General features: G+C 37.4%; 15 protein-coding genes. All 15 read left to right on the top strand.

From position 1 onward, the window contains the following. A partial coding sequence (gene alaS / locus AXF17_RS09545; RefSeq protein ID WP_237049016.1) for an alanine--tRNA ligase occupies window positions 1-1676 on the top strand: 1676 nt, incomplete at its 5' end. A gap of 86 nt (window positions 1677-1762) precedes the next feature. Continuing rightward, window positions 1763-2014 (top strand): IreB family regulatory phosphoprotein, encoded by a 252-nt coding sequence (locus AXF17_RS05935; RefSeq protein WP_094234230.1) that lies wholly within the window; start codon window positions 1763-1765, stop codon window positions 2012-2014. A 12-nt stretch (window positions 2015-2026) separates the two neighbouring features. Then, on the top strand, window positions 2027-2461 hold the full coding sequence (gene ruvX / locus AXF17_RS05940) for a Holliday junction resolvase RuvX (protein ID WP_094234231.1): 435 nt from the start codon (window positions 2027-2029) through the stop codon (window positions 2459-2461). Further along, window positions 2454-3164 (top strand): IMP cyclohydrolase, encoded by a 711-nt coding sequence (locus AXF17_RS05945; RefSeq protein ID WP_094234232.1) that lies wholly within the window; start codon window positions 2454-2456, stop codon window positions 3162-3164. The genes ruvX and AXF17_RS05945 overlap by 8 nt, the downstream gene beginning before the upstream one ends. Continuing rightward, window positions 3164-4600: an adenylosuccinate lyase gene (gene purB, locus AXF17_RS05950; protein WP_094234233.1), complete on the top strand. Its 1437-nt coding sequence runs from the start codon at window positions 3164-3166 to the stop codon at window positions 4598-4600. Before AXF17_RS05945 ends, purB begins: the two co-directional genes overlap by 1 nt. Window positions 4601-4715: 115 nt before the next feature. Then, window positions 4716-5903: a phosphoribosylaminoimidazolecarboxamide formyltransferase gene (locus AXF17_RS05955; RefSeq protein WP_094234234.1), complete on the top strand. Its 1188-nt coding sequence runs from the start codon at window positions 4716-4718 to the stop codon at window positions 5901-5903. Window positions 5904-6058: 155 nt separating this feature from the next. Further along, entirely contained in the window at window positions 6059-6256 is a 198-nt protein-coding gene (locus AXF17_RS05960; protein ID WP_207651541.1) for a hypothetical protein, read from the top strand. Continuing rightward, the gene (locus tag AXF17_RS05965) at window positions 6253-7101 is read left to right on the top strand and encodes a PQQ-binding-like beta-propeller repeat protein (RefSeq protein ID WP_094234235.1); all 849 of its coding nucleotides are present in this window, start codon (window positions 6253-6255) and stop codon (window positions 7099-7101) included. Before AXF17_RS05960 ends, AXF17_RS05965 begins: the two co-directional genes overlap by 4 nt. Before the next feature lie 78 nt (window positions 7102-7179). Next, window positions 7180-9174: a DUF2207 domain-containing protein gene (locus tag AXF17_RS05970; RefSeq protein WP_094234236.1), complete on the top strand. Its 1995-nt coding sequence runs from the start codon at window positions 7180-7182 to the stop codon at window positions 9172-9174. A 200-nt stretch (window positions 9175-9374) separates the two neighbouring features. Continuing rightward, window positions 9375-9575 carry a hypothetical protein gene (locus AXF17_RS09550; RefSeq protein WP_237049017.1) on the top strand — a complete coding sequence of 67 codons (201 nt, stop codon included), beginning with the start codon at window positions 9375-9377 and terminating at the stop codon, window positions 9573-9575. A gap of 117 nt (window positions 9576-9692) precedes the next feature. Continuing rightward, on the top strand, window positions 9693-10448 hold the full coding sequence (locus AXF17_RS05975) for an ankyrin repeat domain-containing protein (RefSeq protein ID WP_237049018.1): 756 nt from the start codon (window positions 9693-9695) through the stop codon (window positions 10446-10448). A gap of 13 nt (window positions 10449-10461) precedes the next feature. Further along, window positions 10462-11046, top strand: a complete 585-nt coding sequence (locus tag AXF17_RS05980; RefSeq protein ID WP_094234750.1) for an SMI1/KNR4 family protein — start codon at window positions 10462-10464, stop codon at window positions 11044-11046. 6 nt (window positions 11047-11052) lie between these two features. Then, window positions 11053-11196, top strand: a complete 144-nt coding sequence (locus tag AXF17_RS09020; protein WP_157682582.1) for a hypothetical protein — start codon at window positions 11053-11055, stop codon at window positions 11194-11196. 23 nt (window positions 11197-11219) lie between these two features. Next, window positions 11220-11663, top strand: coding sequence for a hypothetical protein (locus AXF17_RS05985; protein ID WP_094234237.1), 444 nt, complete (start codon window positions 11220-11222; stop codon window positions 11661-11663). Between the two features lie 25 nt (window positions 11664-11688). Next, window positions 11689-12411, top strand: a complete 723-nt coding sequence (locus tag AXF17_RS05990) for a DUF4241 domain-containing protein (protein ID WP_094234238.1) — start codon at window positions 11689-11691, stop codon at window positions 12409-12411. The last annotated feature ends 259 nt before the right edge of the window (window positions 12412-12670 follow it).

The raw sequence follows: 12670 nt of genomic DNA on the forward strand, positions 1-12670 counted from the left end.
CAGCTAGACATGGAAGACTTCTTGGGATCAAAGAGAAGATTTTCCTGGCAGACCTTATGGATTCTGTAGTTGAGGTTTCTGGTGGAGCTTATCCAGTGCTTGTTGAAAAGCGCGATTATATCAAAAAACTCATTACTATCGAGGAAGAGCAGTTTGCAAAGACTATGGATAACGGTATGGGAATTTTGGAAGAGTATGTTGCAAAACTCGATGAGGCTGGAAAGACTATGCTAGATGGTGCAGATGCGTTCAAGCTATATGATACTTACGGATTCCCTGTAGAGATGACAGAGGAGATTCTTGCAGAAAGAGGCATCACCGTTGATATGGATGGTTTCAAGGAGAACATGGATCACCAGAAGGAGCTTGCTCGTCAGGGTCAGAGATCAACAGCAGATGTTGCATGGAAAGATGCGGCTGACTATGACAAGCTTCCTAAGAGTACATTCCTTGGATACACAGATTTAGTAGCGGAGGCAAAGGTTCTTTATGCGAATAGCAATGAAGGTAAGAACATTCTTATTTTCGATAGGACTCCATTCTATGCAACCGGTGGTGGACAAATCCACGATACAGGTGTGATTAATGTTGCTGGCAATGAATATCATGTAAATGATGTTACTAAGGAGAATGACATTTTCCTACACTTCGTAGATGAGTTTGTAGATAATGTAAATGCTGGAGAGAAAGCAGAGTTAAAGGTTGATGTAACCAATCGAAATAGAACTGCTAGGGGACACAGTGCTACACACATACTTCAGCAGGCACTTAAAGATGTACTTGGAGAACATGTATCACAAGCGGGATCATATGTTGACAATCACTATTTGAGATTTGACTTCAATCACTTCGAAGCTATGACACAGGAGCAGATTAAGCAGGTTGAATATATTGTAAATGATAAGATTGATGCCTTCTTACCGATTCTCATGCAGGAAATGAGAATTGAAGAAGCTCAGAAGATGGGCGCTACCGCTATCTTTGGTGAGAAATACGGTGAAATCGTTCGTGTTGTAAGCATGGGAGACTATAGTATAGAATTTTGTGGAGGAACACATATCGATAATACTGGTAAAATCGGTGCTTTCAAGATTATTTCTGAAGCGGGTATCGCATCTGGCATCAGAAGAATTGAGGCCATTACAGGAACACAAGTTATCAACTATACTGAAGGTAAAGAAGCTGTTATTTCAAACGTGTGCTCAACACTTAAATCAAATGAAAGTGATCTTGAGAAGAAAGCTGCTCAGCTTGTCACTGATAACAAAGAGCTAGAGAAGACAATTAAGTCACTAAAAGCAGATGAAATCGCAAGCTCACTAGATGATGTCATTGCATCTGGAGTTGACATAAATGGTATCAAGCTAATTGCTAAGAGATTTGACAACACGGATGTTGCACAGCTTAGAGAGATGGCAGATGCTATAAAGTCCAAAGAGAGCAAATCTATATTCGTAGCTGCAGCTGTTAATGAAGGCAAGATTGCTATTCTCGTTTCTGTAAGTGATGAGCTTGTAAGCGAAGGTTTCCACGCAGGAAAGCTAGTTAAGGAAATTGCTCAGGTTGCTGGCGGTAATGGAGGCGGAAAAGCTGGAATGGCACAGGCTGGAGCGAAAGATGAAAGCAAGCTAGATGAGGCTTTAAAGCTAGCAGAAGTTCTAGTTGCTAATAAATAAGTTAGATAGCTAATAGGTGAATATATTACAATTTGCCTATTTGCACTAAATATATCTCGCTACATTCTATAAAACAGGAGGAAGATATGAGCAAAGATACTATTTTGTTTGAAAGTGCAAAGATCAAACAGATTTCCAACAAAGAAGCAATGCACCAGATATATTCATCTCTTCAGGAGAGAGGATATAATGCTATCGACCAGATGGTAGGATATCTAACCTCTGGAGATCCATCTTATATTACAAGTCATAATGATGCGAGAAACCTCATTCTCAAGATTGATAGAGATGAGCTTCTCGAGGAGATTCTAAAGTCATATCTAGAGCTTGATAAATAGGGTCTTTAATCGATGAGAAAAATAGGACTTGATTTCGGTGAAAAGACGATAGGTGTTGCTGTAAGCGATCTTCTAGATATTACAGCACAAGGAGTCACTACAATTGAGCGTGTTGGTATTAGAAAGGACACTACCAAGGTGCTTGATTTAGTGCGCGACTATGAGTGCGACACTGTAGTTGTTGGACTTCCTTTGAGTCTTGATGGTACCGATAGCATACAGACTGAGAAAGTGCGCGATTTCCGCACTATGCTTGAAAATAAGCTCAGAAGCTCTGGTCTTGCACACGTAAAAATCGAGTGGCAGGATGAGAGATTTACGACGAAGTTGGCAGAAAATATCCTTATTGCAGGTGATGTTAAGAGAAACGATCGCAAGAGGGTTATTGATAAACAAGCAGCAATTTTAATATTACAGAGTTATTTAGATAAGGTGAGCAATGAATAAGACACACATTAATGAACTTAGTTATCTCGCTTCTAATGACTATTGGGGCAGGGGCATCCTTATTGGGAAAACATCGAATAAGATTGCCGTTGCCTATTTTATAATGGGAAGAAGCGAAAATAGTCGTAATAGAATCTTTTATCAGGAAGATGATAGAGTAGCAATTGCACCATATGATAAGGATGCTGAAATTGATCCAACTCTTATCATCTACTATCCAATTAAGATAAACGGTAAGAATTTGATTGTAACGAATGGAGATCAAACGGACACAGTTGATGAGTTTCTTAGCAAAGGTCTAACTTTTGAAGAAGCTTTGAGAACTAGATGTTTCGAACCTGACGCACCTCATTTTACGCCGAGAATTAGTGCACTTTTGAGCCTTGTTGATGGTTCATATAAAATGAGCATTCTAAAGGATTCTGATGGACAGGGGACAGATTGTCACAGGTATTTCTTTGAATATCCTTCGCGTTCTAACCATGCTCACTTTATTCATACTTATGAAGGCAACGATTCACCGCTTCCAACATTTGAGGGAGAACCTAAGCTTGTAAGCATTCCAGATTCATTTGAAGAGTTTGGTGAAACAATATGGAATAGCCTTAACGAAGATAATAAAATTTCTCTATGCACTATGATGATCAATTCGGAGACTTTAGAAAGCGAAGTTAAGATTTATAACAAGAGAATGGGGGATTAATGGAAACTGATAGATTGCAATATATGTCGCCACTATCTTCTCGATACGCGAGCAAGGAGATGAAGTATATATTCTCCGAAAAAAAGAAATTTACTACTTGGCATGAGCTATGGATTGCTTTAGCGAAGGCAGAGAAAGAACTTGGCCTTGATATCACTGATGAACAGATTCATGAAATGATTGATAACAAGGATATCGTTGATTTTGAGGTGGCTGAAGCAAGAGAAAAGGAAGTTCGTCACGACGTAATGAGCCATGTCTATGCCTTTGGAAAACATTGTCCAAAGGCCGAAGCTATTATCCACCTAGGTGCAACTTCTTGCTATGTTGGTGATAATACAGATGTGATTCTTATGAAGGAAGCTCTCGAACTCACCATTGAAAAGACAGTACAGGTATTAACTAATCTCAAGAGGTTTTCGAGAGAATATAAGGATATGCCTTGCCTTGGATATACACATCTACAGCCAGCACAGTTAACTACTGTAGGTAAGAGAGCATCGCTTTGGATGTATGAACTAGCACTCGATGTAATCGAACTTGAAAGAAGGCTGGAAGATCTTAAAATACTTGGTTCAAAGGGTACAACAGGTACTCAGGCAAGTTTCATGGATCTCTTTAACAACGATGAGTTTAAGGTTAAGAGGCTCGACGGTATCATTGCAAAAGAATTTGGCGTATCTGGCTGTGTTCCTGTTTCTGGACAGACTTATTCGCGTAAAGTAGACGCTAATATATTATCGTCACTTTCCGGTGTTGCACAGAGCGCATCGAAGTTCTCAAATGACATGAGAATCCTTCAGTCGTTTGGAGAGATGGAAGAGTCTTTTGAAAAGAATCAGATTGGTTCTTCTGCTATGCCATATAAGAGAAATCCAATGAGATCCGAGCGCATTACATCTCTTGCTAGATATGTAATCGTTGACTCACTTAATCCAGCAATAACTGCTGCAACGCAGTGGTTTGAGAGAACGCTGGATGATTCTGCAAATAAGAGAATTTCAGTTCCTGAAGCTTTTCTTGCATTAGACGGTATTCTTAACTTATATATCAATATAACAAGCGATATGGTTGTATATCCTAAAGTTATCAACGCTCGTATTATGGAGAAGCTTCCGTTCATTGCAACAGAAAATATAATGATGGAAGCGGTTAAGAAGGGTGGAAATAGACAGGATCTGCATGAGCAGATTAGAATTCATTCTCATGAAGCAACACTAAGAGTGAAGAGAGACGGACTTAATAACGATCTTGTGGATAGAATCGCTGCCGATGAAACTTTTGGACTATCTAGGGAAGAAATTTTATCAGCTATGGATCCAATTCTCTATGTGGGAAGAAGCCCATCACAGGTTGAGGAGCTTATTACTGAGGTAATAGACCCAATTATAGAGCGTCATCCTCAAAAAAATATCGAAACTGAGATTAACCTTTAGAGTTGATTATTAAATTCAGTTTATTTGATTAATAAATAGATGAGAGGCTTTTTTATAGCCTCTTATCTCAATTTAAAGAGTAAGAGTTGTCGCGTCGTTACGAGTGGTGAATGAAATGAAAATAATCGAATTAAAATACGGATGTAATCCAAACCAGAAACCTGCTTCAGTATACATGGAAGATGGATCAGAGCTGCCTTTTGAAGTCTTGAACGGAAGGCCCGGTTATATAAATCTTCTTGATGCCATGAATGGATGGCAGTTAGTAAGTGAAATCAAGAAAGCAACTGGTAAAGCCGCAGCTGCTTCTTTTAAGCATGTCAGTCCTTCATCTGCTGCTATTGGAAGGGTTATGAGCGATAAACTTAAAAAATCTTGTTTTGTAGATGATGTCGCTGGTCTTGATGAATCTCCGATTGCAACAGCATATGCGAGGGCTCGTGGAACAGACCGCATGTCGTCATTCGGAGACTTTATTTCCTTGAGTGATATTTGTGATGAGACATGTGCTAAACTGATTAAGAGAGAAGTTTCTGATGGTGTAATTGCTCCAGGATTTACTGACGAAGCTCTAGATATTTTGAAGCAGAAGAAAAATGGGAATTATCTGATTCTCAAAGTGAATGAGGATTTCAAAGCACCTGAAGTTGAGACAAAACAGGTATTTGGTGTTACTTTCGAACAGAAGCACAATGATATAAAGATAGACAAGACTTGCCTTAATGAAGTGGTGACTGAAATTAAGGATATTCCAGAGGATGCTAAAAATGATTTGATAATTGCTCTAATCACCCTAAAGTATACTCAATCAAACTCCGTTGCATATGCAAAAGATGGTCAGACAATCGGAGTAGGAGCTGGTCAGCAGTCAAGAGTTCACTGCACACGCCTTGCCGGCTCTAAAGCTGACAATTGGCATCTTAGACAGTCTGATAAGGTCCTTAATCTACCTTTTAAAGAAGGGATAAAGAGACCTAACAAGGATAACTTTATAGATAGATATATAGCTATGGAGGATACTCCTGAAGCTAGAGGGCATTTTGACTGGGAGGAACTATTCTCGGAGAAGCCTGAAGTCTTTACAGTTGAAGACAAAAGGCAGATTCTTAACACGATTAAAGGCGTTTCAGTAGCATCTGATGCTTTCTTTCCATTTAGCGATAATATCGATCGAGCTCACGAAAGCGGCGTATCGTATATTGCTCAGCCAGGAGGTTCGACTCGCGACGATCTAGTTATTGATTCTTGTAACAAGTATGAAATAGCTATGGCATTTACAGGATTCAGACTGTTCCATCATTAAATTTCATCATAGAGGTGACAAACTATTCAAAGTCATGTGATTTTTAGAAAATAATTTATGGCACTCTAAATGAGCTACCGATGGGAAGGCTTGTGGAAAAATTCTGATTGAGACTTGATATACGAGGTTTTTTAATACTAAATTTGGTGATTTGTATGATTAAAGAAAAAGCACTTGTTACACTAAAGAAAGATATACAAATTGAATATCCGTTTTCCGATGATTTACCCATGATTTTCTTAGGTGAAATCTCTAATATGCCCGAGCATGGAATATTTATTGGAAGGTCCGGAAGAAGCTATTTCGGATATCATATAGATAACTTTAGAGAGCTAAAAGAGGAAGAAATATGAATCATTTAATTGCATATCCTTTGACTTGGGATGATATAGAACTAAGAGCAAATACTGTTATCGGAATATATAAGATAAAGAATAAAATCGCAGTACTTAACTGTGTATCTTATACGGCTGAGGCGGATGGTCCCAAGGACTATATGCAAGGAATTATACTAATCAATTTTTCTCTTGATTTTAAAAATCATAGCCAGATTCGTCTTATGGATCTGGACGATATCTCAGCATTGGACTGTGATCTCTGCGAGCAAGATGGGAGATTCATAATAAATACAAAGAAATATAAGGGATATCTAAAATCCTTAGATAAACTGATAGAAGTGACTGATACAGAGCTCAAAGTGATAGGAGATGCGCCTACGCCTTTAGATAATTTATATAGCGACAGCAAGGTGTATAGCTTTGGAAATTTAGAGGTTTATATGCATTCAGCATTTATAATGGCGTGTAGAGAGGCTGATTCAGGCAAAGTTGTTTGGAAGACTAATCTGGGTGCGTATCTTTATACAGATGTTGATGAGAAAGATGGCACATTATATTTCGGAACGGATGGAAAAGGCGGAAAGTTCTTTGCTGTGAACCTGACCGATGGAAGTATAAAGTATAGCTATAACACCAGGGGAACATCTAACTTTCTCTATTACAAGAATTATGTAATTTTATCGGATGAGAAAAACAAACCTATTTTGATAAATAGGAATGATGGCAGCCTATATAAAAAGCCTGAATTTGAGAAATTTGAAATAACAGTATATCAGCAAATGATAATAGATGATGATAAGCTTTATGTCATTGCAGCAAAAGGAAATACATCCTATGCAGTCTGCACGGATTTAGTGTAAATATTGAAATTTACATTTTCGATGAATTGGCTTTTATCAAAACTAAGAGAGAGTTATTTAAGTAGGAAGGAGTATAAGATGCGCGATGTGATTCAAAGAAGGAAATTGCATATATGCTTAGTAGCAATTCTGACATTGCTTGTCACAGCTTTGACTGTAAGTCCTGTATTTGCAGATGATGAAGAGATAGATGATTCTATCAAGGGAATATTTGAGCAATATGAGAACAGCGGAGCTGCCAAAAACGAATATGTTTTTGATGGAGCAACGACAAGATATTTTAATGTCGAAATAAAAGTAAACAAGGATTATTCATATGAAATAACGGAGACGATAGATGTTCTCTTTAAATCCGGTAAACTTAAGCATGGAATTACACGTAATATTCCCCTCGCAGGAAACTACAGAATTAAGGATATAAGTGTCGAGGGAGACAACTATGATATCAGCAAAGACAAAGGAAACCTTAACATAAAGATAGGTGATCCGTATAGATACGTGACCGGGGAAAAGGTATATAAGATTAAGTACAAGATTGAAAATTACCTTCAGTCCAATGTAGAAAATCACTTGTATGTCGATATTATTCCAACAAACTGGCAGATGAAAATTATGTCATCAAATGCCACGGTTAAATTGCCGGAGGATTTTCCTTATACTGGGATGAAAAACTACACAGGTAAATACGGCAGCACCGAGCAATATGGAACTTGGGAATATGATAAAAATAGCAACACCCTAAACTATAATGCAACGATGATTCCGTCAAACTACGGTGTAACTCTTCTTGCAAATACTCCTAAGAATTACTGGGTGGGTGCACACAGTAAGGGCTGGAGCAATCCAATAAATGTCCTTATTCTTTCGCTTTGTATAATTTTTATTTTATTATTGAGACTTAAGAACAGTAATAAATCCAAGGATATAGTTTCACCTGTAACTTTTAATCCGCCGGATGAAATTACACCTGCTGAAATTGGATATCTGGTAGATGAGGTTGTTGATAGAGAGGATGTAGTTTCTTTATACCTATATCTCGCATCAAAGGGATACATCAAGATAGAAGAGGGAGAGGACAAAAATGACACTACGATTACTTCCATGAAAGTGCCTGAAAATGAACCCGCTTATGTCAACGACTTCTATAAAGCTTTGTTTGAATCCTTAGATAATAAAAGCATAGGTCGAAAATTTAATATAGAGGATGCCGGTAAAGAGATAGGAAAATCATATAACAAGATTAGAGCTAATATCGAAAGGAGATTTGAGGGCGAAAAGGCTGTTTACTCCGAGAAATCTGAAAGGCTTGAGAAATCTGCGGTTAAGATAGGATGCATAGGCTTTTTTGCGACATCTCTATTATCAGCATATAGATCGAGTATTGTTTTGGATTTTGATGTACTGTCCATTATTGGTATTTTATTATTTTCCATTCCTGTAATGGCGGTATGGGCATTTTTATTTAAATACCTCAGAAAAAAGATAATTTATTCAAAATCTAAAAATGTTGCTAAAGGCACAGCAGGCATAGTATTAAGCGGTATAATTTATCTAGCATTTCTTATAGGATTTAATGTGCTGATATACTTTACCGGTAATAATGATACACCGATATATATATATCCGGCTATAATGATATATGCTCTGATACTTCCGTTCTTGATAATTGGAATAAGAAAGAGAAGTGATTATAACCGTAAGATATATGGAGAAATCTTGGGATTCAGAAACTTTATAGAAACTGCGGAAGTAGATAAGATTAATGAACTTGTAGAAGAAAATCCATCATATTTCTATGATATTTTGCCATATGCATATGTATTTAAGCTGACGGATAAATGGGTGAAGAAGTTTGAAAACATCAAAATGCCTGAGCATAGTAGCTATACCTCACATAAAACTGACGCTTTTGATTATATGTGGGTAAATATGATGATGAACAGCATAGAGAACAGCACATATAGTGGTATATCCGCAGCAAGCCCTGATATCGGCGGAGGTGGATTCTCAAGCAGCGGTGGAGGTGGATTCTCAGGCGGCGGTGCCGGTGGTGGCGGCGGCGGTGCTTGGTAAACCGTAAACATGTAATTATAGGCTAAATAAGAGTTTAATGTATTCGTAGCATCATTGATATGATGATACGATATATCTGAGTTAAAGATTGAATATATGAGAAAAAAAGTGTTTAGTATGTTACTTTATATATGAAGTTGAACGTAATGTAAAGGACAGTTTCTAGTTTAGACATATATTAAATACTGTAAGGAAATAATATGATAAAGATTAAAGATATAGGTTGCTTTCCGTCTTTGCCGGAGCTTGCCGGCGATGTGATTTATGAGAATATCAAAGCTCTTGAGGAGCAGTTTGCTAAGGGGCTAGATATTAACAAGGAGATTAAGCTATCCAAATATACGGAGCTTTCGCCACTTAATCTCGCTTTGATTATGAACAAGACAAAGTCGGTTGAATGACTTGTTGAAAATGGAGCTGAGCTCAATGATGAGGAAAATCCGACGTTTTTACTTGCTGTGAGATATTGTAGTGAGCCTCTAATTAGATATTTAATATCAAAGGGCGCGAAAGTAAATGTGCTTAACAATGTTGAGACAGATGCTTTTGAACAAGCTTTATATGGAAATAAGCTTGAAAACCTTGCTTTGATAGATGAGCTGGGACATAGTGTGAGCAAGTACGGAGGCCCGGCATTTAGAAAATCTGTGAAAGATAGAGATTATAAGGCTATGGAGTTCTTCATAGAAAGAGGTGTCGATATAAATTATAATCGTCCTGATATGGTTTACTCATTTTGTCCAACACCGCTCTGCGTGGCTGCCAGATATGTTGACCTAAAGATGTGTAAATATCTAGTTGAACACGGTGCAGATGTGACCATTACTGAAAAGGATGGAATGAGACCTTACAGCATCGCCATAGAAAAGGGAGATATGGAGATGGCTGAATATTTTAAGTCGCTAGAGCCTGAGAAATTCCATAGCATGAATAACAAGCTGGATGAGCTTAAGCCATACAAGCTGCCAAAGTCTATGCTAGAATTCTTACAAGGAGATAAGCTTTGCTTTGAGCTTGAAGACTGCGATTTTGATTATATAGAATTTTTATCTTTGATTGAAACTATTCCAATGAAGATTGGAAGAAGAAAGCTTCTTAGAATTTCAAAGTCGACCGGTGATTACGACCATATATATATTGTTTGGAACCCTAAGAGTAAGAAGATTGCTGCATATGACCTGGAACATGAGGAACTTCATGATCTCTGCAGCTTCAAGGAGTTTATGGAAGACATATCCGCCTACCTTCAGAAAGTTATAGATGGAGACATATAAGGAGATAAGCGTAATGGGAATGATTGAAAACATAAAGCTAATTGAGAAATATATGTGCGAAAACTTTGAAGAATGGGATTTAGATGATCCTATAGAGGAAGAGTATTACGATGAGTATCTGGAACTGGAAGGGGCTTCAGACGAAGAATTGGGCAAGTTTGAGGAAAGCTTCGGTATAAGCTTGCCGGACGGGTTCAAAGAACTATATAAATACAAGAACGGAAGCAAGTATATGAGTATCTTGCCTTGTAATATAGACGAACGCGATATGTGTTTCAATCTCATGAGTCTTTCAGAAATTGAAAGCTGTAAGAACTATTTTCAAAACAAGAATGCTTTGCTGACAGATTTTCCTGAGTATTTTTCAGATGAAGAGATTGAGAAAATGCGTGATACAAGGATAAAGCCATTTCTTTTTAACGAGAAATGGATTCCATTTGCACAGTACTGTGATAGCTGCTATTTGATGCTGGACTTTGATCCTGATGAAGATGGAGACTTTTCGCAGGTAATTTGCTATATTCACGATCCTGATGAAATCATATATGTATCAAAAGATATTACCGAACTTGTTGAAAGCATAGTAGGGAGCTTATAGAACAGAATGGTGATTGATAAGGATGAAAATCAAATTACTCCAGGCGGAATATCAGAATCAAATTTCGAAGTGGCGGAGAATTTTTTTTCGGCGGCGGATTTTCGGAATGTGGTGCCGGCGATGGCGGAACTTGGTAAGTTTATATTTTAATATCGTTGTTAGGAGTTAGATTTATGGAGAAGACAATTGCTATTGAAGGTAATAAATTCATATTGGAAGAAGATGGAGTTTATTGCGGTGCTTATCTTGGAAAAATGAATGTATGGGATAAGGATACGGATATTGTCCTTGAAACTGAAGGTCAAAGCGATGAAGTAATTGACAAATTCATCGAAAAAATAGCATGGTTAAACGATAACAAAACAGCTGTACTCGATGTCTTCATAGATGAAAACTATGATTTTATTGAATTTGTCAATGAAGAAAACAATATGGAATTGACTGAAAGTGATTTTAGAGATGCCTTGTTTGTAGAAAATGTATATATTTATATAAATGGAAGAAACAGCGAATTTTCATTTGATCTTGATACTGAACCTGATTATTTGTGCGGACATCTTGCAAATATGATAATAAGTGGAAAATATGAGATTGAATTCGGGGGAATGAACGGATAATTTTGCATGAAACAAAGGAGTTGATATGGAAAAGTTACAACCATCAACTGAGTGGAAGGAAAGATATGAAGAGGTCAAGAATCTGCTTACATCACCGGTAAACTATGCAAAGTGCTTTGATATGAAAGAGATTCATGGCAAGGAAGTATTCATTTTGGATATGGGAGAAATTATATTTCCTACAGGAGATATACTCGTAAGAGATCCATTAGTATGGCTAAACAGAAATGAAAAAGCATATTTAGAGTCTGTGCCAAGGGGGAAACATAGAATTGAAACATTGGTTGTAAAATTAGAAGAAGACCACTACAGGTACGCGCTCAGTAGAGTAAAATTTACAGAGAGTATTCCTATAATTTATTACGAGGCACTCAAGGGTGATGAAAATCTGGATGATATAGATGGTGACAGCATATTCGGATTTAATGTAGATGCCGGTCTTGCAACTATAGTTGATGTTGAGACAAGGAACGCATACTGTGATTTTGAAGATAGATGGTATGCAGAAAACCCAGATAAGAATATATATGACGATTTTTTTGCGGCAATCTTTGCAAAGAGTGCTAAGGAAAATCCACTTTATCAAAGAGATGGCGGAGACTGGATAAACTTTAAAATACCGAATTCGGAACTCTCAATTCCCATGATACAATCAGGGTTTGGAGACGGAAGGTATCCTGTCTATTTTGGTTATGACGAAAACGGAATACTTTGCGATTTAGTTGTTGAATATATTTATTTAGCATAATGAGACTAACTATTAAAAGTCAAGCCTGAATCGAAGAAATTCGTTCAGATAGATTAGTACCTTGAAAACTGCATGACAAACAGAGCATCCGTTAGGGTGCTCGTACAGAAAAGTGAAAGAGACTTATTTAAGAGATTCGATAAGATTCTCTAGACATCTGAAGGCTGTAGATTACGCGGACAAGTTTCTTACATGCGTGTGAAATTGCGACATAGTAGTGCTTGCCTTCAGCTCGTTTCTTGGCCAAATAAGCCTTAAA

Origin of the sequence: Mogibacterium pumilum, from assembly GCF_002243385.1 — a bacterium.
GTDB lineage: Bacteria > Bacillota > Clostridia > Peptostreptococcales > Anaerovoracaceae > Mogibacterium > Mogibacterium pumilum.

Excerpts from the sequence above, each read along its gene's own strand:
- AXF17_RS05965 (WP_094234235.1), top strand. The coding sequence starts at position 6,253 with ATGAATCATTTAATTGCATATCCTTTGACTTGGGATGATATAGAACTA.
- AXF17_RS09020 (WP_157682582.1), top strand. The coding sequence starts at position 11,053 with ATGGTGATTGATAAGGATGAAAATCAAATTACTCCAGGCGGAATATCA.
- AXF17_RS05935 (WP_094234230.1), top strand. The coding sequence starts at position 1,763 with ATGAGCAAAGATACTATTTTGTTTGAAAGTGCAAAGATCAAACAGATT.
- ruvX (WP_094234231.1), top strand. The coding sequence starts at position 2,027 with ATGAGAAAAATAGGACTTGATTTCGGTGAAAAGACGATAGGTGTTGCT.
- AXF17_RS05970 (WP_094234236.1), top strand. The coding sequence starts at position 7,180 with ATGCGCGATGTGATTCAAAGAAGGAAATTGCATATATGCTTAGTAGCA.
- AXF17_RS05980 (WP_094234750.1), top strand. The coding sequence starts at position 10,462 with ATGGGAATGATTGAAAACATAAAGCTAATTGAGAAATATATGTGCGAA.
- AXF17_RS09550 (WP_237049017.1), top strand. The coding sequence starts at position 9,375 with ATGATAAAGATTAAAGATATAGGTTGCTTTCCGTCTTTGCCGGAGCTT.
- purB (WP_094234233.1), top strand. The coding sequence starts at position 3,164 with ATGGAAACTGATAGATTGCAATATATGTCGCCACTATCTTCTCGATAC.
- AXF17_RS05985 (WP_094234237.1), top strand. The coding sequence starts at position 11,220 with ATGGAGAAGACAATTGCTATTGAAGGTAATAAATTCATATTGGAAGAA.
- AXF17_RS05955 (WP_094234234.1), top strand. The coding sequence starts at position 4,716 with ATGAAAATAATCGAATTAAAATACGGATGTAATCCAAACCAGAAACCT.
- AXF17_RS05960 (WP_207651541.1), top strand. The coding sequence starts at position 6,059 with ATGATTAAAGAAAAAGCACTTGTTACACTAAAGAAAGATATACAAATT.
- AXF17_RS05945 (WP_094234232.1), top strand. The coding sequence starts at position 2,454 with ATGAATAAGACACACATTAATGAACTTAGTTATCTCGCTTCTAATGAC.
- AXF17_RS05990 (WP_094234238.1), top strand. The coding sequence starts at position 11,689 with ATGGAAAAGTTACAACCATCAACTGAGTGGAAGGAAAGATATGAAGAG.